Source organism: Halobacteriovorax sp. BALOs_7, from assembly GCF_003612895.1.
Classification (GTDB): Bacteria; Bdellovibrionota; Bacteriovoracia; order Bacteriovoracales; family Bacteriovoracaceae; genus Halobacteriovorax_A; species Halobacteriovorax_A vibrionivorans.
The window spans coordinates 1786398-1807704 of the sequence record NZ_CP027772.1 but is presented as its reverse complement, the minus strand read 5'-3'; the positions used below and the strand labels follow the sequence as shown (position 1 = coordinate 1807704).

Below are 21307 nucleotides of genomic sequence, written 5' to 3'. Positions count from 1 at the left end.
AGTAGTAAGGAGTTGATTTTCGTGTAACGTATAGAAATTATAGCCAATTTTTGTGGGCATTTACCTAAAGTTTAAAGCAAATTTACCGATATGTTCACAGTATAGTTTAATGAGGGGATTAACATGCTCGCTAGTTTTTCAGAATTTAAGTTTTTTCAATCGTTTCGTATTCCAGTTGAGGAAGCCGATAATCTAAGGTTTTTGATACAAAAAGAAGACGACATGGGGAGGCTTTCTTATATCGATGATGCAAAGCTTGTGGACATTTCAGTTACAGGATTCGGTTTTAAAACACATGAAAGAATCTCTGTTGGAACTGAGTTGGAAGTTTCTCTACAATTTAAAAAACGTCACCTTGATCTAACTGGTCGAGTTGTTCGTGCATTTTCAAATGTTTTAGAAGACGAAGAAATTATATATGGAGTTGAACTTGATGTTGAAAAAGGAATTAATAAATTCCTTGAAAGTTACATTATGAGTTTCTCTTCAGAAAGATTAAAAGACTGTCTTATTCAGTCAGCACTTAAGGAGCGATATACAGACCCTAATGAAGGGTTTGAAATGTTTTCTCTACTTCTTTCATTATTTAAAGATATTACACATTTTGGAGATAAAGAAGGATTCCTCGATACAATGCTTGAAGAGGTTATTCGTATCCTAAATGCTCAACGTTCTTCTATCTTTTTAATTAATCCAGATACAAATGAATTAGAAGCAGTTGCTGCTCTAGGTTTGGATAAGACAGGATTAAAGTTTGATTATCGTCTTGGTATTGCTGGGTCTGTTTTTACAACAGGTGTGGCCTTAAATATTTGTACTGAAAGTGATGACTCTCGTTTTAATAACGCATTTGATGAAAAGAATGGATTTGAAACGAAATCAATTATTTGTTATCCGATTCATAATCGTGAAGATAAGATAATTGGTGTAATTGAAGTTATCAATAAAAGAAATGAAGATCGATTTACTATAGAAGATGAAAAGACGATGAAAGTTCTTGCTCTTGTTTTCTCTTCAGTATTTCATAGTTTTAATCCAATTTCGACGACTTCTAAAATTCGCCGCTTCTCAGCGCCATATGATCGTCAATTTGCAATCATTGGTAACACGCCAGGTGTAAAATCAATGAGAAACTCTATTTCAAAACTTAAAGACTTAGATAGTCCTGTACTGATCACTGGTGAAAAAGGAGTTGGTAAAAATCTTTTTGCCACTGTTCTTCACTATGAAGGTAAACGTGGGCTACATGATATTACAACAGTTGATTGTAAGCTAAAAGATCTCAATAGGCTTGAAGCAATGCTTTTTGGCCCTAATGAAGAAGAATGTGTTTTTACTAGCACTCAAGGTGGAACTGTTGTTCTAAGCCATATTGAGCACTTGTCGTTTGAGTGGCAAGAAAGACTATTTGAACTTATCGAAAAGAAAGGCCTAGAAGGTGGAATCGTAAGTTTTGATTGTCGTATTATGGCCACATCAATTAAAGATCTTGCCATAATGACAGATGAAGGAAAGTTCTATCGTGATCTGTTTGAATATATCTCACAGGCCCAGATTAATTTAGATCCACTTCGTCGTCGTGAAGAAGATATTGAAATGCTTGTTGAATATTTCTTAAAAGTTGAATGTAAACGACAAGGACTTCTATTAAAGAGCTTCTCTAAAAAAGTAATGGATCAAATCAAACAATATGATTGGCCAGGAAATGTTTATGAGCTAAAGAAATGTGTCGAAAGAGCTGTTCTTTATCATCCAAAATCTCATATCATATCTGATATTGAAATTAATGATGGTGTTGCACCTCTAGTTGATATTTCAATGAAGCAAAAGCAATTTGGTCAAATTGATCATGTGACAGACTTCACACTTCCTCTAAAAGAGCGTTTAGCTCTTGTTGAGAGACAAATGATTTTAGAGGAGATTAAGCGTAATTTTGGTAATAAATCAAAAGCTGCTAAGGAGATGGGAATTTCTCGTGAGGCATTACGTAAGAAGTTAATTTATTCTCAAGAGGTTCTTGATTCTCTTGAAGGAAATGAAAAGAAAGCTGCTTAATAAAAGCATAAAAAATATCAAGGCCTCATACGAGGCCTTTTTTATTATAAATTAATTATTGGTGTCCATTCTAGCCATTCTTCCTGCGCTTTCTTATGAACTTGAAAATATTGTTTCTTACGCATTGAAAACTTCTCTGGGGTTGCAAATTCGACTCCACCAGAAAGAATACTTTCAATTGATTGGGTACTTATTTTTGCACCTGAAAATAGGCCAAACTCTACATCGACACCACTTGTATTCCAAAACTTTGTTTCTTCCTTTACCAGCTTGTGATAAGGAGAGTTGATAAAGATTTCTGTTATAACATTCTTTGCTCGTGTATTAAGTCTAACATCTGTTATAACACCTACTTGAACGCCTCTATAGTAAACTCCCTGGCCTTTTGCTAGTGAATTTCTTCTTGAACTAAATAGGTTTAAATGGGTCCCGTATTTATTGTGAACTTCTTTTAATGGAGCTTGGGCAAGAGCTGTAAAGGTTCCTGCAGGCTTTGATTTCTTAAAATTATAACGACTGATATCAACTGCGATATAGTTGCCAGTTATTGCATCAAGATTATCAATTCCTTTAAGAGAGATTTTTGGTTTAACTTCCCAAAACTTCGCACCTTTAACAATAATATTCTCAAATTCTTTCTTTATCGTCGCTTCTACTAAGAGCTGGGCCTTATTGCGATCAACTTCTGAACCTGTAACAACTCCGATATTAATATTTCTAAACTTAATTGGAGTCTTCTCTTTTGCTACAGCACTTCCTAGAGGAAATATTACTTTTATTTTTTTTCCTGGGACAGTATGAGCATAGCTAGGGTAGAGAGTATATTTCTTTTCAAAGTTAGTTGTTACTTTCTGATTATTCTTATTCTCTTCTGATTCATGATTAACAAATGCAATTCCGCCTTTGATGATTGAAATAAGTGAGTCTGATTGAACCTTTACTCCTGCTAGAGAAGCATCTAATTCAAAGCCGCTAACATTGTAAAAACGCGACGTTGTTAGAAGTAGGTTGCGATAATTTTCTTCAATAAAGATCGTAACTTCAACACCATTGCCATCCATATCGAGATCAAAATTTGTAACCTCTCCAACTTGTACCTTATTAAAATAAATAGGTGAGCCAATTGAAACTGAGTCTAGTTTTTTACTGTGAAGTTTTACATAAAGGCCGTCTTTTCTTAGACCTCTTGGTGGCTCTTCAAAAGCGTTGAATACTTTTACGGCCTTTCCCTTCACTGGAAACATATTGATAAATTTTCCACTTATAATGGTACTTAGCCCTGAGATACCAGATAGATTTACTGTCGGACTTACAAGCCAAAACTTTGTATCTTTAGATAGATAGTTTTTCATTTGTGGAGACATCTCAATATGGACGGCAACACTTGAGAGGTCCTTATTTAATTCAGTATCTTTTACTCTACCGACAATCGTACCTTTGTAGATAACAGTGGTCTTTCCTGGCGTGATACCATCCGCATTTCTAAAGTTTATAGTGATATATGAGCCACGGGCCATAATGCTAGTATATAAAAGCCAAAGTCCAATCGATACAGCAGCAACAGGAAAGAACCATATAGGATTAATTCCTCTTTTGTTTTCTACTTTAGGCGTGGCATTACTCATACTTTTCCTTATCATCCCAGATTAACCTAGTGTCGACTTCATTTGACGCTAGAATGGTCAATATAACAACTGCAGTGAAATATAAGACTGCAGGCTCAGCTCTTATCTCTGATATAAACTCAACCTTGACGAGAATAACTAATAGGGCAATAACGAAAATATCTAACATGGACCATTTACCGACAACATGTACGACTCGATAAAGTCTTGTGAGCATTAGTTTTTTCTTTTCATTTAAGGTGTTTATATTATCTATGATATACCAAAGTGAAACTATTTTAAATATTGGAACAATTATACTAGCTGCAAAAACAATCATGGCAATGGGATACATTTTCAGATTGATCAGATTGACGACACCTCCAACAATTGTACGAGGGATACCATGGTTGAATTTTAAAACCGTCATAATTGGTAGGATATTAGCAGGGATATATAATGCAATTGCTGCAATTAAATAGGCTTTACAGCGTGAGATACCTTCATAGTTTCGAAGTTTGATGGGAGTTCCACAGCGCTGGCAGGTGAGTATTGAATTTACTTTATAGCACTTTGGACAAAGGGCCTTTTGATGATCAATTCCTCTCATATAGCTTCTTCCATAACTCATCATAGTGAGTAACTGATTGTAGTAAGATATTATTAACCATTAATAGGATAAGGCTTAGTGTTCCAATAGTGAGCTCTACTTCAGAACGATCAACCATTTTAGCAACCGTTACAATGATTCCCATAAAATAGACATCAATCATAGACCATTCATGTGAGGCCCTTAGAAATCTGATGAAAGTTCTTCCAAGGTGATGATTGATAAATTGGTTTTTAAAGACAACAGTTAAGTATGCAACGAGGCGAAAGAGGGGAATTAAGATTGCAAAGAGAACAACACTAATTGCTATTGGCCAATACGCTTTAGTTGTAAAAGCAAATATTGATTCGTAAGTTGAAGTTTCAAGGTTTGCTCCGGCCATCTTTATTTTCAATACTGGTAGGAAGATTGCTGGATAAAAAAGTAGTAGTCCTGAAATCGTTAAGACTTTCACCATCGTTATGGTGCTGTCTCCATTATAAAGAATTTCTCCACAGCGATGGCATTTTGCCCTTTGTCGCTTATTGATCATTTCAAATAGATAGATTTCATCACATTCTGGGCAAAGTAGAAGCTTTGAATTATCCTTCAAAGTTTCTTCATCAATTTGACTTTGATAAATGTTTTCGTAACTGTTGCCCATACTACTATTAGGCCATAAGTTATGGATTTTTTTTAGAGAGCAAAATGGTGCATTCTTAAAATTTGTTAAAAATTAAAAGACTTTATGATCGTGTATTAGGCTTCCATCTTGAAAATGGCGACAATGTCCGTCGGCCCTTAATTCGATATAGCCGTGGATAATCTTCGGTTTTTCTTGGCCATCGTCAGCGTTCTTCATTGATTCGTCTACGCTAGCTGAACTGAATGCTTGTGCCGTCTTAAGCGCTTGAGTATTTGTGTCGTATAGATTTGAAATTGATAGGGAGTCATAGTAACCAAGAGTTCTCTTAACTTCTGTTGAACCAAGTTGTGGGTACATTATTGATTGAACTGTTGATGAGGTTGTATGTTTAAGTCCTAAGAGGTGGCCTAGTTCATGTAAGATGACAGAAGGAAGGTCGTAGTAAGTCGTTGACTCCTGAGTTCTGGCCTTATCAAATGAGAAATAATAATCACGGAAATTTACAATAATATCACCATGAACCATTCTTAAGTGATCAGTTCGTTGTTCTGCAAAATATGAAGTGATTGCCAAAACACCATAACCAATACTTGAAAACCAATTCTCTGTTACATAAATTCCGATCTCTCCGTCGTAATAGTCATCTAGGTCAGTATATGGATCTGCTCCAGCGGCTTGGCCGTGGTCAAGAACAAAGTATTCTCTTGCATCATCAGCATCATTCCATGCCTTTTGCATCTCCTGCATTAAATCGTAATCATCATAGAGGCCATCATCAGCGGCCGCTAATGGAAGATCATCTGATGATCCATCAATTGCATTTAAACTGCTAAAATCTGCATGAACTTTTACTGTTAAAGGAAGTGCACTTTCACGCCATTTTAAAGGCAGGGCCGTAATAGAAACTTTTTCTGGCTCTTCGACACACGATAGAGTCAGCAGAATCACCAAAACTGATAATATGGTTCTATTAATCTTCATCCCAAAAATACCTTGAAAATACATTTACAGGCACAAAGTTGAGCTTAAAGCTCGACTATGACGTGCTTTGCACCATTTTATACGATATCGGTATTTAAGATTTTAAATTTAGAAAAAATAAAGAAACGGGGACTGTAAGCCCCCGTTATTATATAGATATTATTGAATTAGTTAATAAGTCGCCTAATTGGTATTATTTTTGCGACTTCTCATAATCGGCCAAAAATTGTGCCAGTCCTTTATCTGTTAAAGGGTGGTTAAAAAGTGACTTGATAACTTTATATGGCATCGTTGCAACGTCTGCACCTACCATCGAGCAGTGCTTTACATGGTCTGCGTGACGTACAGATGCTGCTAGAACTTCTGTATCAAAACCGTAAACATCATACATATGACGGATCTCTTGAATAAGAGTCATACCATCTGCTCCGATATCATCGAGACGGCCGATGAATGGAGAGATGTAAGTAGCACCATTTTTTGCTGCTAGTAATGCTTGGTTTGAGCTGAAACAAAGTGTTACGTTCGTTTTAATATCATTGTCACTAAACCACTTACAAGCAGCGATTCCGGCTTCTGTCAGTGGAAGTTTAATAACGACATTCTCGTGAATCTTTGCAAGTTCACTACCTTCTTTGATCATCCCTTCAGTATCTGTTGCAATAACTTCTGCTGAAATTGGTCCATCAACGATTTCGCAAATGTCTTTGATTACTTCTTCTTGAGTACGCCCAGTTTTGGCAATAATTGATGGGTTAGTCGTAACTCCGTCAATTAGGCCCCATTTTACTGCTTCTTTGATTTCTTCAATATCACCTGTATCGATAAAAAATTGCATTCTATTCTCCTAATAAATTTTCTAAAAATTTATCATGAGCACAGGTAATGGACAAGTTTTCTCCCCCTATTGTCTGCTTAGATTTGCGTTATAATGAACGTATGAGAAGATTTTTTCTATTCATTTCATTGAGCTTAATAACGCTGGTCTCTGTTGCAAATAGTGATGGCTTTATTATTAAAAGAGATGAGGTTAGAAATAAAGATATCAAAAATGATTATGATGCCTACGATAATTATATCAAGGATCATGGTTATGATACTTTCTACGATCCTAGCATTGATTATTCAAAGTTCTCTGGCCGAGTTACAGATAAGGACCCATCAAGTACTGTGTTTAAAATTCAAGTCGAATCAAAGAATGTTAAGTTCTTGAAGCCTTCTGATATTGTATACTTCAATGTGGCGCGACGTATGGATGAAGATAAGTGCAAGGGCCACGTCAGAAATAGTGAAGATATGTATATTACAATCTACGCAAAAGACCTTGAGAATTGTTGGGGACAAAATTCGACTTTAAGACGAGGAACAATTCTTGTTTTTGAAAGTGATAAGCTAGCATTGAGAATTAAGGAAGCTTCTCGTTACCGTTTAACATTGTTGGCAAAAAAAAGAGATTTCACATTTCAATTAAATGAAGTGAATAAATTTGTCTGGGGCTTTTCACAGAAACAAGTTGAGGTCGCTGCAGAATACGACAAGCAGATTCTTGAGTTACAACGAAAAAAAGATGAGGCCTTAAATTTACTTCTTTCTAAGAAGAACGATCAGGTCAGACTACAATCACAGCTAATCTATAGTTTGGATAAATTAGATAAAGATCTCGACTTCTATCGTATTGAAAAAGATGAGCTTTATACAGATCGTTGGCACCTCGATAAGGATACCGGCCTTCCTGTTTATGATAGGCCAGTTCCAATTAAGCAGCCTTAAATCAATTTATCTTCATTAAGTGCCAATTCAATAAATTGTTGATTATAGAAATGTGAGTCCATATGCTCTTTATAAAGTTTTAAAGAGTATGCTGGCGAGACACCAAGCCATTCCTTTATGGTTGTATCATTAACCCCGTCGTGGAGCCAGGTAAAGACACAGGCCTGTCTTAAAGTCTTTGGTGTTATTTCAATCATAAGTCTAGAGCGCCAGTCTTCAAAGAGTAGCTCCATCCCACGTGCAGATAGCCCACCTGATAGAATCTTATGAGCGTTGGCATTAAAAAGTAAGTGATCAAAAGAGACACCTTGGGCCTTTTTAACCTTCTCTAATAGCTCAACATATTCATAGAAAATACGGCCAAAGATACTTGGAAATGTGACGGTATATGGGTCTCTTTTTTCATGTGTAATAATGGCCTTGATTTCATCGCGAAATGAGAAGCTTGCAACTTTAATTTTAGATAGTTCTGAGACCTTAAGGCCTCCTAGATAAACGGTTGCAAAGATGATTCCATTTCTTTTGGCCTTAAGTTTTTCAAGATCACTTTGTGCATTTCTTTGATCATTGAGTAATGTGTGCCAAAGACTTTTAATATGTGAAAACGAAGCTGGCCTTGGTATATCTAGGAACTTTGGAGAAGTTGGTATTTTTCGTACTGGATTGACGTTAAAGACACCTTCTTCTACTAGGTGATCAAAGAATATTCTAAGGGCCTGGACACGGCGTCTTCGTGAATTATCTGACTTATATTTTTCTTCTAAATACTTTCCGTATTCTTGAATCTCTGGAATTGAATATTTTTCAATATCCGTTTGTTTCTTATGTTCTGTTACATATTGATTAAAGCAAGCAAGGTCAGTGCGATAGTTTTTCAGGGTATTATTTGAACGGCCCTTAGCCGCTATTTTCTTGAAAAATGCATCTTGCCACTTATCTAATTTCTTTTTATTGACTTCTGTTAGTTCCATAAACCACCCTAAGGACTTATAACTACGTATATTACTGTAAGAGATTTTAACGAACCTGTTATTCTTTCACAAGTAGAAATCTTGCACTTGCAAATGATGGGCAGAAGCATTATAAATCGTTTAACAATTTAATATTAGGTGATTACATGCTTGAGACGACCTCACTCAACCCACAAGGGAAGAGTCCTACATTTGCACACGCATTTTATAGGCTAACTATTGCTGATTTTAAGCAATTAGGTGCTGGTAATGGCGTGTCTAAGCATGAAGTCACAGATCTATTTTTTGATCAATCCAATATTCAATCAATTTTCTTAGATAAATTCGACCTAAAATTTAATGACAATTCTCTTGTCATGAGGGCCTTTACTCATAGTTCATATGTTCATGAGGCCAAACTAGAGTTTAAAAGTTATGAGCGCCTAGAGTTCTATGGCGACTCTGTTCTTGGCTCATATGTGACAAAGAACCTCTTTTTAAACTTTGAAGATATGAATGAAGGGCAACTTTCAAAATTAAGAAGTGCACTTGTAAATGAAGATAGCCTAAGCTCATTAACTGACTTTTTAGGACTTTCTCAATTTCTAATCGTTGGAAAAGGTGAATTAGACCAAGAAGTAAATAAAGGGATTCGTTGTGATCTTTTTGAATCAATTCTTGGGGCCATTGCCATTGATCAAGGAAATGATAAAGCAAACTCTTATCTCGACCAGGTCATTGCGACTTATGAAAAGGAAAGTGGAGAGATCTTCTTTAATGCTCAAAAACTTGTGGATTTTGATCCAAAGACAAAATTACAAGAGGAGACATTGGCACGATTTAAATGTCTACCTGAGTACCGCACAAAGGCCTTAAATAAAGGTCAAGAGTTTGAAATCGAACTTTATATAAATGGAGAGTTAATATCGAAATTAATCTCCAATAGTAAAAAAATAGGAACAAAAGAAATCGCAAAAGAATGTTTAGAAAATAATCTATTAGACAAAATTAAATAAGGACAACGGAGAAAATTATGTTATTGACTGATCAACACCCAGACAACAAATCCATTATGGCAGCAATCGTTGGTGCACCAAATGTAGGAAAGAGTTCACTTGTAAATTACTTACTAGGAATGGACCTTTCAATTGTAACGAGTAAACCACAAACAACACGTAATAAGTTTCACGCAGTTTTCACAGTTGATCATACTGAAGTTGTTCTAGTTGATACTCCAGGTCTACACACTTCAAGCCAGGAGCTTAATAAGCGTATTAATCAACAGGCCGTTGAAGGTGTTGATGGTGTTGATGTTAACTTACTTCTAATTGACCTAACAAAAGATATTCTTGAGCAAATCAAGGCCTTCAAAGATTTCATTGGTGGAAAAGAGAAAGAGTTATCGAAAACATGGCTTGTTTTCACTAAGTCAGATCGTGTTGAAAATGCAGAAAATATGCCACTAGATAAGGTATTTGAACAAGCAAAAGAAGTTATTCCAGCTCTTGAGCAGTACTTTGTTATCTCAACTAAGTCCGGAGATAATGTACACCTTTTAACAGCAGCTCTTTGTGATAATGCTCAGCCAGGTTCACACTTATACCTTGATGGTGCTATCTCGAATAAGAACCAAAGATTCTTTGCTACTGAGTATATTCGTGAGCAGGCATTTGACCTTTTAAAGGATGAGCTACCATATGAGATGGCCGTCATTATTGATGAATATAAAGATTTTAAAGATAAGACAGGCGCTTTTACTTCTCACATCTCAGCTTCAATTCTTGTTAATCGTCCATCACAGCGAGCTATCGTTGTTGGTTCCAAAGGCTCGATGATCAAAGAAATTGGAACACGTGCTCGTAAGAAGATTGCAGCAATGACTGATGGTAAGGTTCACTTAAACCTACACGTGAAAGTATCACCAAAGTGGTTTAAGAATAACTTTGTTCTAGAAGAACTAGGACTTCCACGTGCAATTAACTCTGCCCGTGTATGGAAACAAAAATAATTATAAATAATAAACTTAAATAGGATTTTGAAATGCAAAAGCGTTCAATGATTATTTCATTAATTGGTAGGCCAAACGTTGGAAAAAGTTCCATCTTTAACCGCCTAATGAAAAAACAACATAAGGCCATTACTCACGATATGCCAGGTGTAACACGTGATCGCCACTATGGAATTACATCTTTTAATGATAAAGATGAAGACCGTCCATTAGATGCGATTCTTGTTGATACTGGTGGGTTCTATCCAACTCAAGTAGATGAGAGTGGAAAGAATGATCAAGAAGTTAATGCTAATAAGTTCTTCAATATTATGACAGATCATGCTCATCAAGCGATTGAAGAATCTGATCTTGTTCTCTTTGTTGTCGATGTAAGAGAAGGTGTTCTTCCTTTTGATAAGACCATTGCTAATTATATTAGAAAGCAAAAGAAGAAGATGTGGCTTGTTGTTAACAAGTACGATTCTGAGTCTCAAAGTGGAGATGAGTATAGTTTCTATGAACTTGGTGTAAATGATGACGAAATGTTTGTTACTTCTGCCGCTCACGGTAGGGGAATGGAGACATTGCGTGAGAATATTCATGAGGAGATGATGCGTTTTGATGACTCTGCTGATGTTATGAATATTACAGCTCTTCAAAAAGGTGTAACTCCACGTGAGAATGTTGTGGCAAAACTTGCACTAATTGGTGCACCTAATGCTGGTAAATCAACTCTACTAAATCAACTTCTTGGAAGTGAACGTGCTCTCGTTTCTGATATTGCTGGAACTACAGTTGATCCAATTGATGGATACTTTGATATCTACCTTGGAGATGATGCTAGAAAGCTTGATCAAGCAAAAGAGCATTTTAAAAATGATAATCTTCTTCAGTCTCAATACGAAGACTTTAAAAAGAATAATCCTGATCTCTATAACGAACTTGTTTCATCTTATGATGTTGAAGAAGAGTTAGATACTGATAGCTATGAGCTTGAAGGTCTTGAGGATGTAATGCTCGAGCAGGATGAGCAGCTGGATGAAACATCTGCTAATCGTATGGAAGCACAGGTTTTCGGTGAAGAAGCTACTGGTGAAGAAGTCGAGCAAGAATTAGTAGATGATGAGCAAGAAGTTTCTGAAGGAAGTTTCTGGCGCTCAATTCACATCGTAGACACTGCAGGAATTAGAAAGCAAAAGAAAATTGATGACTTTGTTGAGTCACAATCAGTTTATCGCTCACTAAGAAGTATTGCTGATAGTGATATTTGTATCTATATGATTGATGCAACAAAAGGTGTTTCACACCAAGATAAGCGTCTTCTTGATATCGCTATAGAAAAAGGTGCTTCTGTAATTGTTTGTCTAAATAAAGTTGATCTGATGGGTGATAAGTTTAGAGATCAAGAATCACGTAAAGAATGGCTTCTTGATATTCGCGATAAACTTCCATGGCTTAATTATTGCGATATTATTCCAATCTCAGCAAAGCATAAAAGAGGTCTTAAGCGTCTTAAGAAGATTCTTACGAAAACGATTTTCATTAGAAGACAAAATATCGCAACAGGTGCGCTTAACCGTTTCGTATTTGAGCTTATTGAAAGACATCCTATTATCCTTAAAGGTTCTCGTGGTAAGAGATTCCGTGTTAAATACGCTTCTCAAATTAAAGCGAATCCACCAACGTTCTTATTTTACACAAATAAGTCACGTGGAATTCCTGAAAACTACCGACGCTACCTTAAAAACGGTTTAAGAGGGGCCTTCCCGCTTGATAATACGCCGATTCACCTGATCTTTAGAACAGGGACAGATCTTCAAAAGCGTATGAAAAAAGTTTCAAAATAAAATAGATATTAGCCAATGACCTCTTGAATATAAGGAAAGAGGTCAGAGGCTATACTTCCTCGTATTCCTCTTGTATTTTCCCTTAATAAGTCACTGGCCTTGCCATGCACCCAAGTACCAAGACAAGTTGCTTCAGTTAAGCTCAGGCCTTGGCCTAGGAAACTTCCGATAATTCCTGCTAGAATATCTCCTGTCCCGGCCATTGCTAAGATAGAATTTCCTGTATCGTTTTCATAGATATCTTGATCATTTGCGATAAGAGAATGGTCTCCTTTTAAGACAACGCATTCACTTATTTGTAGAAGACTTTTAGCTGCTTCTTTTTTATCTTTTCTAATTTCTTCACTCGTGCAATTTAGAAGACGTGCGGCTTCGCCAAAATGAGGGGTGATTATTGCATTTTGATATCTTTGCTTTTCACTTCTTTGGCATAGGTTCCAAAGAGCGTCAGCATCTAAAACTTTTGGTGCCGTGAAATCTTCAATCATTGAACATATATGGTTTGCCCATTCGTCTCTTCCAAGGCCAGGGCCAATAACGATAGCATCTGCTTTTTCTAGGATTGGTCTGGCCTGATTGATTCCAGAAGTTTGTGTGTCAAAACCTCGCACCATTAGCTCAGCTCTTGTTGAAACAATTGAAGAAACATTCTCTTGCCTTGTAAGGACAGTAACTAAACCTGATCCTGAGCGCAGAGCTGCTTGTGCACAGAGCTTGACTGCTCCTGCATAACCGACATTCCCACCGATAATTACAACGTGACCAAAACTGTACTTATTTGATTCTTTTGTTAAAGGTGGAAGCTTTTGTAAAAGTTCTCTTGAATCAATTTTTTTCATAATATGATCTTAGTATTTAATGAAAAAAAAAGCTCCCTTGTGGGAGCTTAAGATTATGCTTTAACTGAATATTTACCACCATTAGAGAAAAAGAGTCCGATGTATATAATTGCATACATTATGGCCTTTTCTTTTCCAGAGAATGGATCGCTTGCGTGAACGACAAAAGCCGCTACAAGCATAGTAATTGCTGAAATTGCAGCAAACCATCTTGTTTTAAATCCGATGATAATAAAAATCTGGCAAAACACTTCTGCAAATACTGTTGCAGAAAGTGCAAAAGGTGAACCAAGTCCAATTGGATCTGGGAATTTTGTCATTAGAGTACTAAAGCCTGCAAGTTTTCCCCAACCATGCCCAAGTAGCATCGCTAGTCCAACTGTGATTCTAAGCCATAACCAACCTAAATCTGAGTTTAAACGATTCATAAATACATCCTTTTATTTTATGCAAATTAAGTTTGCGCTTTGCGATCATCATCGAGCTAAAGCTCAATGAGATTATTGTTTCTACCAATTCCAAACATAATTAACTGTTAGTGAGTAAGCGAACCCTGATAAATCAGGCACACCAGGCCCTCCATCCTTAGATGCGTATTTTATCGTACGCACATCTTGTAGAGCTACAGTGTGAAGAAGTCCTTCAATATTCACATATGATTCTTTTATTTTTATTGGAAATTCAAGTCCGCCACCTAGTGCAACACCTGCGCCACCAAAGCTGTCTTCTTTTTTTTCACCTACAGTTTCAATCTTTTCTTGTTCATACCAATATTCAAATCTCGCCGTTATATAAGGATTTGAATAAGTTATGGCCGTACCAAGGTTTGAAGTGTCGATATAGTAACGGTATCCAAAGTACATGCGAAGCATTGAAATATCGATTGATGCTGCACTACTGATTCCTTGAGTCGGCTTTGTTAAACTTATATTGTGCTTAGAATATGCAAAACCAATATTCCATGCCGATTGAAAGTCTGAGAAGTATTGAACTGTTAGGTTGAAAGTAGGAGGTAGATCCTCATACATCTTTCCACGATTGCCATCCCAAGTTGTGTAACCAATACCCATTGAGAATGAAAAGAAGCGTCCGTATTTGTAGTAACGTTCATCTTCATAGATTTGTTGTTCTTGTAGGTCTTCATTAAAATCTGAGAAAATATCGCCACCGATATTTAAGTCATCATCTGCACCGATCATCCCATCTTGTGCCTTTGTAAATTGTGGAGACACAATTGCAAATATGAAGACAAGAATGAAGGCCATGTATTTAGATATATGCATTCAATAATTCCAATTTAAAGATAAAAGTGAATACCTGCATTTAAGAAGTTTTCACCCATTGTCGTAACTTCAAAGTCATCCAGATTTTTGAAGCGTACGCCAAATTCAACGCTAAAGCCTAGGCTGTCAATTCCTTGTAGAGAAAACTCTGCTCCAAGTCCTACATCGCCTTGAAATCCTGATTCGCTATCTTGGCCAGGTACTTTTTGGTTGATCAATGTCGCGGCGCCAACCGTATAAAATGTGAGATACGGTTCATCAAAGATATTACGGTAAAGTCGAATTCCTCCGTGCCATCCACCGTCGTCAGCAGTGTTTACTCCAAAAATTGCTCCATATGAGAATGTCGAGCTTCTTTGGACCTTGATTGACAGAGAAGGGATAGAGTCAGAGATAGTATTTGAAAAACCAACTCCTAATCTTCCTACTCTTTCAATGGCAAAAGAGTTAAGTGAAATAAATAAGGTAATTATTAAAAATGAAATCCTTTTCATGGTGCGTAATAATCCTTTATGAAATTAATTAATTTAATTCTAACAATACTCATGTATTTTTGACAACTTTCAATGTTATTTATTAAAATGATAAAAATTTTTAACTAGAGGGTAATGGATGACAACACAAGTAGCGCCAAATGAAGGCCTAAATTCTGAATTAAATTCAACTGAGCTTGGTGCTTTTATCGCTAAGAATAAGGCATTGGTTATTGGATTAATCTTACTTATTATCGGTGCGACTGCAGGTTACGGTATTTTTTCATATGTTAAAAACCAACAAAATGAGAAAGCTGCCCAAACTCTTTATAGCTTTGAAACTGGAAGTTTAGAGAAGTTTAAAAAAGGTGAGATCGACTCTGCCGCAATGGTTTCTGAGCTAAAAACTATTCTTGGTGAGTTTGGTGATAGCTCTGCTGCTATTTCAACAACTTTATTGGCCGTAGATCACTTAACGAATAAAGGTCAAAATCAAGAAGCTTTTGAAATTATTAGTCTAATAAGCGCATCTAATTCATTACAATCATATTTTATCAATGTCCGAAAGGCAGTGATACAGCAAGATTTAAAAGACTACGATGGAGCAATTGCGACACTTAAAGAACTTAAAAGTAATGATCGTGCACTATCAATGGGTCGAATTGAACTTGAACTTGGACGTAGCTACCTTGCAAAAGGTGACACTGCTTCGGCCAAAGGACACTTTGAAAGAGTCCTTACTCTAACAACTGAAAATGTATATAAGTCGTTAGCTAAATATCACTTAAATACAATCAAATAAGCGGAATTTATGAAGTTATATCGTAATATTTTAGTGGTCATAGCAATGGCCACTTTGCTTGCCTCTTGTTCAAGCATAAAAAAAGTAACAAGTAAGTTAGAAGGCAAGAAGCTTGAGGTGGACCCTCTAACTCTTACTTGGACTAAGAATCTAGAGCCAAGTTACGAGTCTGGAAATCTTCCGATTTCATTATCTTCACCACTAATTGCTGATGGAATTCTCTATGCTGCTGATGGCCGTGGTAATTTTAATGCTTATAATGTTGAAAATGGCCGCCTAATTTGGACACACAAGATTAAAGGGCAAATGACAAGCGCTCCAATTATTTTTGAAAATCTATTGATCTTTGGTGATGATACTGGACGAGTTTATGCAAGAGACCTCAATAAGGGCGAGCTCGCTTATGAGTTTGACCTAGATGGTGGAATCGATTCAACTCCTGTTACATCAAATGGCCGATTATTCATTCATACTCGAAATCATAAATTATTTAGTATTGATGTTTATACTGGTCGCGTTATTTGGTCTTACAAGAGATCTGTTCCATACTACTCAACAGTTCAGCGCGCTTCAACACCATTAATACTTGATGGGCGCTTATACGCAGGTTTTGCTGATGGATACTTCGTCTGCTTCTCTCTTGAAGAAGGTCAAGTACTTTGGGAAAGAAGGCTAAGCCCTGGGCAAAAATTTGTTGATGTTGATATGCGACCTGTCATTTTTAATGAAAAGATCCTTGTTGGCTCAGTTGATGATCGTACCGAAGTGATCGTGCCGAAGTCTGGTGTTCTTTTTAAGAAATTGAACTTCCGTACAAACCGCGCTGGCCTAGAAATTGGTAACGGCCAAAATATGGTCTTTGGTAGCGTTAATGGTGAACTCATTTATATTGATAAACAATTTCAAGAATATAAGAGAGTGAAACTTTCAGATGAAGCAGTGTCGTCTCTCGCTCCTTGGAAGGGTGGTGTTGTTGTCACAACAGTTGGTAAAACTGCTTTTTTCATCGACTCTAATGGAATGATCAAACAAGAGTTTGACTTAGGTTCTGCCTACTCGGCCGTATTTGGTCACATGAGCTATGACGATGAGTTTTTAGCTTTTATTTCATCACGTTATCGTCTTTATACTTTCAGATAAAACCTAAAATTCCCTTGTGTGTGTCTTTTCGACAATGATATTATGACGTTGAAATTACACACACGGGATTGTTATTTTAGGGGAGAGTATGGATTTAACATTCAAAGCAAATGGTATTTTAAGTCGTGGAAAAGGTTTAACTTTTGATGACGTTTTATTAATTCCTAGGTATTCAGAGATTTCTTCTCGCAGACACACGAATTTAAAAACAAAAATTACTAAGAACCATTCAATTGATATTCCAATTATTGCTGCAAATATGGATACAGTTACAGGGCCAGAGATGGCAATGGAGATGGGGCGTCTAGGTGGCGTTGGTATTCTTCATCGTTTCATGTCTCCTGAGCAACAAGTTGAAGATGTAAAAGCAATTCAAAAATATTTCAAAGAACATTCTATCTCTCTTCCAATCGCAGCTTCTGTTGGTGTTAAGGATGAGGGAAAAAAGAGAGCAGACCTACTTGCTGAATTAGGAGTAGAAATTCTAACTGTTGATATCGCTCATGGTGATTCAATTATGATGATGGAAGTTCTCGAGTATATTAAGAAAAATTATCCATCAATTGATGTTATTGCAGGTAATGTTGCAACACCAGATGGTGTAAAGCGTATGATTGATAAAGGTGCTGATGCTGTTAAAGTTGGTATCGGTCCTGGAAGTATGTGTACAACACGTATCATTACAGGTCATGGCGTTCCACAATTAACAGCTGTTGCAATGTGTGTTGCAGAAGCACAGAGAGCAGGGATCCCTGTTATCGCAGATGGTGGACTTAAGAACTCTGGAGACATGGTAAAAGCATTATGTGCTGGAGCTAATTCATGTATGGCCGGATCACTTCTCTCAGGAGCATTAGAAACTCCAGGAGAAGTTAAAGGTGGAATGAAAGAATATCGTGGAATGGCTTCAAAGGCCGCTCAAGTTTCTTGGCGTGGGGAGCTTCCTAAAGGTATGGCCGCAGAAGGTGTTGATACAATGATTCCTTGTAAAGGGCCAGTTGAGAATATTATCAATGAACTTACAGGTGGTATTCGCTCAGGGATGACTTATCTTGGTGTTGATCAACTTGATCAAATGAGTGAAGCCGGATTATTTATGGAAATGTCATCTTCTGGTATGGCAGAGAGTAAACCACACGGAAAACAATAAAAGGCCGCTCTATGCAAACTGATATCCTAGATGACTTATTAAGTTATCCTAAGATCGTAAAACGCATCAGTGATAGTAAAGATCCTGAAGCGACTAGGAAGAAAGTAATTGCAAACTTTAAAGAAATGCGTGCAATTAACTCACCTTCATATATGAAGTCGATGGAAAAGTTCTTTGATGCTACTTTACCAAGACTTTATGATGGTATCAGTTACAAAGAAAATGACACTGATCTTCGAGCTTTGCTTGAAAAAGACAGTGTCGTTCTCGTTCCAAATCATCAATCACATGCCGATTATATTGCTATTAATTACAAATTCTTTAAAGAATACAAACGCATGCTCTATGTTGCAGGTGGTGATAACTTAAATATATTCCCAATTGGTAAAATATTTAGAAAATCTGGATGTTTCTTTATCAGAAGAAGCTTTCAAAACGACATTCTCTATAAATTTACTATGGAAGCCTACCTCTTTGCTTTATTAAAAAGGAAAGAGCCCATTGAATTCTTCTTTGAAGGTGGGCGTACTCGCTCTGGAAAACTTAGGCCACCAAAATACGGCCTATACCAAATGCTACTAGAGGCACATTCACATCTTCCAAATGCAAAAGAGAGAGGATTAGCATTTGTTCCTGTAAGTATTGCTCATGAGTATGTTCCAGAGCAAAAAGCACTGGCAAAAGAGATGATGGGTGGAAAGAAAAAGAAAGAGTCGACAGGACAACTCTTTGGCCTTCTAAAACTTATGGCCTATCAATTTGGTAAAATACATATCAATCTTGGTAAGCCTCAATATGCATATAAATTAGATGATCCAGATGAGAATAAGAAGCATGTAAGAGACCTTGCATTTAAATGTTTTAGAAGTGTTGGTGATCAAATGGTTATCACGCCGACTAACTTACTTGTTCTAATTCTTCTTGATGAGCCAACAGGTGCTCTTAAGTGGACAGATATCATATTAAAAGCTCAGGCAATTTTAGAATATTGTAAGTCATATGATATTCCTTTTACTGATGGTTTAAAAGACTCTCTATTAGAAGACTCTATTGGCCGTGCAATGGACATCCTTATTGGTAATAATAAAGTTGATGTTATCGGACAAAAGGAAGTTGGATCTTCTCTATTTTATTCAATTAAGAAGGACTCAAGAGGAGAGCTTCTCTTTTTCAAAAATACAATAGTTCATCACTTCATTATACCTTGGACCATATCACTTGCTTGGTTTAATGTTTTTAGTGGAGAGATTGAAAATGCTGATTGTTTAAAACAATTCTTCATTAAGCAAAGAAGCTTATTGAAGATGGAGTTTTATTTACCAACTGTAAAACAATACTATTCAAAGACTCTTAAGATACTAAGTAATGTTGTGGGAAGAGATATTGCTAATTTAAACGAGGCCATTGAGTTCACTAATAAAGATCTCTATGAGGTCGCTTCCAAATTAAGTATCTTTGCTCGCTCTCTTACTTATATAAACGAAGCATACTTTGTATCGGCCTTGACGTTAGAAAGTTTTCAAAAGAATAATGTCTCTTTTAAGACGGCCGATTATATGAAGCGATTTGCGGATGTTTATAATGCAGAAATTCAAACTCAAAGAGTCATTCGTTTTCCAGAAAGCCAAAATGTTGAATTAATGAAAACTGCTCTGCAGTATTTTGAACAAGTCGGTGTTTTAGGTTACGAAGACAATTCTTACTACGTAGCAGATAGAGATAAACTCGCTGATTTTATCGAGTCTACTGAGAAGATTCTATTAGACCAACTCAAACTTAATTTTAAAGTGGTATAACTAAAAGGTTGCCTTTGAAGACTGAATTACTATCAAGAGAAAGTGCGATAAAGAAAGTTTTACTAATAACTTTCTTCCTAAATATCGCAGTCGCTTTAATTAAGCTCTTTGCCGGTATTCAATTTGATTTTCTCTCTCTTAGATCTTCTGGGATTGAGTCACTCTTTGATGGCTCTTCAAATATCTTAGGTTTAATCACCATAGCAATCGCTGCAAAGCCAAGTGATCGTAGACATAACTACGGCCATTATAAATTCGAAAATCTTGGAGCACTAATTATTGCTCTAATGTTATTTGGTTCTTCAATTAAATTAGGTATTGATTATCACGACTTTGTTTTTTCTGGGGAGCAGACCAGAGGTTTATTCGGGGCCATCCCAATATTATCAATACTCATCTCAATTGCAGTAAGTGCATTTGTATCAAGTTATGAAGGTCGAAAAGGGCGTGAGTTAAATTCTAAGATTTTAATTGCAGATAGCGGGCACACGTTCGGTGATATGGTCATTAGTATTGGTGTTCTTATCTCAATAGTTTGTGCTAAGTTTGAAATCTTTATTGTCGACTATATTGTTGGTGGACTTATTATCTTCTACCTCTTTTATCTAGCGATTCAAATTACATTAGATAATTTAAATGATCTTCTTGATGTATCACCAGTTATTAAGGATCGTTATCTAAAAGCATTAGAGGATATGCAATATGTCCGTGATATACATGAGTTTAGAGCGCGTGGAAATACGACCTGGATGCAAATAGACTTTCATCTTCTACTTGATCCTAAGCTCTCATTAACTAAGGCCCATGAAATTTCACATGAGGTTGAAGATCGCTTAAGATCACTACTTAAGGATTATTGTCGCGATATTGATATTTTAATCCATATTGAACCAGATGATGAGACTCACGAGGACTAAATGGATTTAGGTAAAGATAAAAATATTAGAAAAATTGGAAATATTCGATTGGTTCACGGGGCCACTCATAAAGAATTAGGCAGCATTTTCTCTGAGGCGGCCCATTTAATGTCTGAAATAGTCCATGGCAATCTCATTCATTTCAAATACGATGAACTCTATCTTCTCGTTAGTAGGGATGAAAAGCAGGACTTAGAGTATATTGTAGGGATTCCTATTATAGGTAATATACAGAATAAGAATCTTATAACTAAGGATCTAAACTCTGGAGATATTGAAAGTGTAGAGATTGGCCTAGAAAAGTTAAGAGAATATAAGAAGATTTCTGAGTTATTTAATGATTTAGGTATAGATGAGGACTATTTTTTACGAATATCTTCACATGAAGGGGATTATCAGGTTTTTTATGAGAAATATCTCCTTCATTAATGTATACTCGAGGAATATTTTTTGTTATGTTTGCAATCACAATTGT

At 36.3% G+C, this 21307-nt stretch carries 21 protein-coding genes; 11 read left to right on the top strand and 10 right to left on the bottom strand.

Going from position 1 to position 21307, the window contains the following annotated elements:
* The first annotated feature begins 123 nt into the window (after positions 1-123).
* Entirely contained in the window at positions 124-2055 is a 1932-nt protein-coding gene (locus tag BALOs_RS08655; protein WP_115363043.1) for a sigma 54-interacting transcriptional regulator, read from the top strand.
* A 44-nt stretch (positions 2056-2099) separates the two neighbouring features.
* Here BALOs_RS08655 and BALOs_RS08650 read toward each other — a convergent pair whose 3' ends face one another.
* The 5 genes from BALOs_RS08650 to fsa all read right to left on the bottom strand — a co-directional run bounded on the left by BALOs_RS08650 (position 2100) and on the right by fsa (position 6713).
* Positions 2100-3680: an intermembrane transport protein PqiB gene (locus tag BALOs_RS08650; protein ID WP_158536903.1), complete on the bottom strand. Its 1581-nt coding sequence runs from the start codon at positions 3678-3680 to the stop codon at positions 2100-2102.
* On the bottom strand, positions 3673-4269 hold the full coding sequence (locus BALOs_RS08645; protein ID WP_158536902.1) for a paraquat-inducible protein A: 597 nt from the start codon (positions 4267-4269) through the stop codon (positions 3673-3675). Before BALOs_RS08645 ends, BALOs_RS08650 begins: the two co-directional genes overlap by 8 nt.
* The gene (locus BALOs_RS08640; RefSeq protein WP_120404917.1) at positions 4256-4912 is read right to left on the bottom strand and encodes a paraquat-inducible protein A; all 657 of its coding nucleotides are present in this window, start codon (positions 4910-4912) and stop codon (positions 4256-4258) included. Before BALOs_RS08640 ends, BALOs_RS08645 begins: the two co-directional genes overlap by 14 nt.
* 72 nt (positions 4913-4984) lie before the next feature.
* Positions 4985-5875, bottom strand: a complete 891-nt coding sequence (locus BALOs_RS08635; protein WP_158536901.1) for a matrixin family metalloprotease — start codon at positions 5873-5875, stop codon at positions 4985-4987.
* Between the two features lie 193 nt (positions 5876-6068).
* Positions 6069-6713, bottom strand: a complete 645-nt coding sequence (gene fsa / locus BALOs_RS08630; RefSeq protein WP_115363034.1) for a fructose-6-phosphate aldolase — start codon at positions 6711-6713, stop codon at positions 6069-6071.
* Positions 6714-6814: 101 nt separating this feature from the next.
* Here fsa and BALOs_RS08625 point away from each other — a divergent pair, with 101 nt between their 5' ends.
* On the top strand, positions 6815-7645 hold the full coding sequence (locus tag BALOs_RS08625; RefSeq protein ID WP_120404916.1) for a hypothetical protein: 831 nt from the start codon (positions 6815-6817) through the stop codon (positions 7643-7645).
* Here the strand turns inward: BALOs_RS08625 and BALOs_RS08620 are convergent.
* Entirely contained in the window at positions 7642-8616 is a 975-nt protein-coding gene (locus tag BALOs_RS08620; protein WP_115363030.1) for a site-specific integrase, read from the bottom strand. The genes BALOs_RS08625 and BALOs_RS08620 overlap by 4 nt on opposite strands.
* Before the next feature lie 146 nt (positions 8617-8762).
* Here BALOs_RS08620 and rnc point away from each other — a divergent pair, with 146 nt between their 5' ends.
* Genes rnc through BALOs_RS08605 form a run of 3 tightly spaced genes read left to right on the top strand, consistent with a single transcriptional unit; the run spans position 8763 to position 12432 of the window.
* Complete coding sequence (gene rnc / locus BALOs_RS08615; protein ID WP_120404915.1) at positions 8763-9611, top strand: ribonuclease III; 849 nt, start codon at positions 8763-8765, stop codon at positions 9609-9611.
* A 17-nt stretch (positions 9612-9628) separates the two neighbouring features.
* On the top strand, positions 9629-10603 hold the full coding sequence (era, locus tag BALOs_RS08610; protein ID WP_115363026.1) for a GTPase Era: 975 nt from the start codon (positions 9629-9631) through the stop codon (positions 10601-10603).
* A gap of 32 nt (positions 10604-10635) precedes the next feature.
* Positions 10636-12432, top strand: a complete 1797-nt coding sequence (locus BALOs_RS08605) for a GTPase (protein ID WP_115363025.1) — start codon at positions 10636-10638, stop codon at positions 12430-12432.
* A gap of 8 nt (positions 12433-12440) precedes the next feature.
* Here BALOs_RS08605 and BALOs_RS08600 read toward each other — a convergent pair whose 3' ends face one another.
* The 4 genes from BALOs_RS08600 to BALOs_RS08585 all read right to left on the bottom strand — a co-directional run bounded on the left by BALOs_RS08600 (position 12441) and on the right by BALOs_RS08585 (position 15048).
* Positions 12441-13271, bottom strand: coding sequence for an NAD(P)H-hydrate dehydratase (locus BALOs_RS08600; protein WP_120404914.1), 831 nt, complete (start codon positions 13269-13271; stop codon positions 12441-12443).
* Between the two features lie 53 nt (positions 13272-13324).
* Positions 13325-13699, bottom strand: a complete 375-nt coding sequence (locus tag BALOs_RS08595) for a DoxX family protein (RefSeq protein ID WP_115363021.1) — start codon at positions 13697-13699, stop codon at positions 13325-13327.
* An 81-nt stretch (positions 13700-13780) separates the two neighbouring features.
* Entirely contained in the window at positions 13781-14554 is a 774-nt protein-coding gene (locus tag BALOs_RS08590; RefSeq protein ID WP_162929624.1) for a hypothetical protein, read from the bottom strand.
* 14 nt (positions 14555-14568) lie between these two features.
* Positions 14569-15048 (bottom strand): hypothetical protein, encoded by a 480-nt coding sequence (locus BALOs_RS08585; protein ID WP_115363017.1) that lies wholly within the window; start codon positions 15046-15048, stop codon positions 14569-14571.
* A 118-nt stretch (positions 15049-15166) separates the two neighbouring features.
* Here BALOs_RS08585 and BALOs_RS08580 point away from each other — a divergent pair, with 118 nt between their 5' ends.
* The 6 genes from BALOs_RS08580 (at position 15167) to BALOs_RS08555 (ending at position 21261) form a co-directional block, all read left to right on the top strand.
* Positions 15167-15829, top strand: a complete 663-nt coding sequence (locus BALOs_RS08580; RefSeq protein WP_115363015.1) for a tetratricopeptide repeat protein — start codon at positions 15167-15169, stop codon at positions 15827-15829.
* A gap of 9 nt (positions 15830-15838) precedes the next feature.
* Positions 15839-16969: a PQQ-binding-like beta-propeller repeat protein gene (locus tag BALOs_RS08575; RefSeq protein ID WP_120404912.1), complete on the top strand. Its 1131-nt coding sequence runs from the start codon at positions 15839-15841 to the stop codon at positions 16967-16969.
* A gap of 88 nt (positions 16970-17057) precedes the next feature.
* Positions 17058-18119 (top strand): guanosine monophosphate reductase, encoded by a 1062-nt coding sequence (locus BALOs_RS08570; protein WP_115363011.1) that lies wholly within the window; start codon positions 17058-17060, stop codon positions 18117-18119.
* An 11-nt stretch (positions 18120-18130) separates the two neighbouring features.
* Positions 18131-19915 (top strand): 1-acyl-sn-glycerol-3-phosphate acyltransferase, encoded by a 1785-nt coding sequence (locus BALOs_RS08565; protein ID WP_115363009.1) that lies wholly within the window; start codon positions 18131-18133, stop codon positions 19913-19915.
* Between the two features lie 14 nt (positions 19916-19929).
* Entirely contained in the window at positions 19930-20832 is a 903-nt protein-coding gene (locus BALOs_RS08560) for a cation diffusion facilitator family transporter (RefSeq protein WP_158536900.1), read from the top strand.
* Positions 20833-21261 carry a hypothetical protein gene (locus BALOs_RS08555; protein ID WP_120404911.1) on the top strand — a complete coding sequence of 143 codons (429 nt, stop codon included), beginning with the start codon at positions 20833-20835 and terminating at the stop codon, positions 21259-21261.
* The last annotated feature ends 46 nt before the right edge of the window (positions 21262-21307 follow it).

Coding starts and splice junctions, on each gene's coding strand:
- BALOs_RS08655 (WP_115363043.1), top strand. CDS start 124: ATGCTCGCTAGTTTTTCAGAATTTAAGTTTTTTCAATCGTTTCGTATT.
- BALOs_RS08650 (WP_158536903.1), bottom strand. CDS start 3,680: ATGAGTAATGCCACGCCTAAAGTAGAAAACAAAAGAGGAATTAATCCT.
- BALOs_RS08645 (WP_158536902.1), bottom strand. CDS start 4,269: ATGAGAGGAATTGATCATCAAAAGGCCCTTTGTCCAAAGTGCTATAAA.
- BALOs_RS08640 (WP_120404917.1), bottom strand. CDS start 4,912: ATGGGCAACAGTTACGAAAACATTTATCAAAGTCAAATTGATGAAGAA.
- BALOs_RS08635 (WP_158536901.1), bottom strand. CDS start 5,875: ATGAAGATTAATAGAACCATATTATCAGTTTTGGTGATTCTGCTGACT.
- fsa (WP_115363034.1), bottom strand. CDS start 6,713: ATGCAATTTTTTATCGATACAGGTGATATTGAAGAAATCAAAGAAGCA.
- BALOs_RS08625 (WP_120404916.1), top strand. CDS start 6,815: ATGAGAAGATTTTTTCTATTCATTTCATTGAGCTTAATAACGCTGGTC.
- BALOs_RS08620 (WP_115363030.1), bottom strand. CDS start 8,616: ATGGAACTAACAGAAGTCAATAAAAAGAAATTAGATAAGTGGCAAGAT.
- rnc (WP_120404915.1), top strand. CDS start 8,763: ATGCTTGAGACGACCTCACTCAACCCACAAGGGAAGAGTCCTACATTT.
- era (WP_115363026.1), top strand. CDS start 9,629: ATGTTATTGACTGATCAACACCCAGACAACAAATCCATTATGGCAGCA.
- BALOs_RS08605 (WP_115363025.1), top strand. CDS start 10,636: ATGCAAAAGCGTTCAATGATTATTTCATTAATTGGTAGGCCAAACGTT.
- BALOs_RS08600 (WP_120404914.1), bottom strand. CDS start 13,271: ATGAAAAAAATTGATTCAAGAGAACTTTTACAAAAGCTTCCACCTTTA.
- BALOs_RS08595 (WP_115363021.1), bottom strand. CDS start 13,699: ATGAATCGTTTAAACTCAGATTTAGGTTGGTTATGGCTTAGAATCACA.
- BALOs_RS08590 (WP_162929624.1), bottom strand. CDS start 14,554: ATGCATATATCTAAATACATGGCCTTCATTCTTGTCTTCATATTTGCA.
- BALOs_RS08585 (WP_115363017.1), bottom strand. CDS start 15,048: ATGAAAAGGATTTCATTTTTAATAATTACCTTATTTATTTCACTTAAC.
- BALOs_RS08580 (WP_115363015.1), top strand. CDS start 15,167: ATGACAACACAAGTAGCGCCAAATGAAGGCCTAAATTCTGAATTAAAT.
- BALOs_RS08575 (WP_120404912.1), top strand. CDS start 15,839: ATGAAGTTATATCGTAATATTTTAGTGGTCATAGCAATGGCCACTTTG.
- BALOs_RS08570 (WP_115363011.1), top strand. CDS start 17,058: ATGGATTTAACATTCAAAGCAAATGGTATTTTAAGTCGTGGAAAAGGT.
- BALOs_RS08565 (WP_115363009.1), top strand. CDS start 18,131: ATGCAAACTGATATCCTAGATGACTTATTAAGTTATCCTAAGATCGTA.
- BALOs_RS08555 (WP_120404911.1), top strand. CDS start 20,833: ATGGATTTAGGTAAAGATAAAAATATTAGAAAAATTGGAAATATTCGA.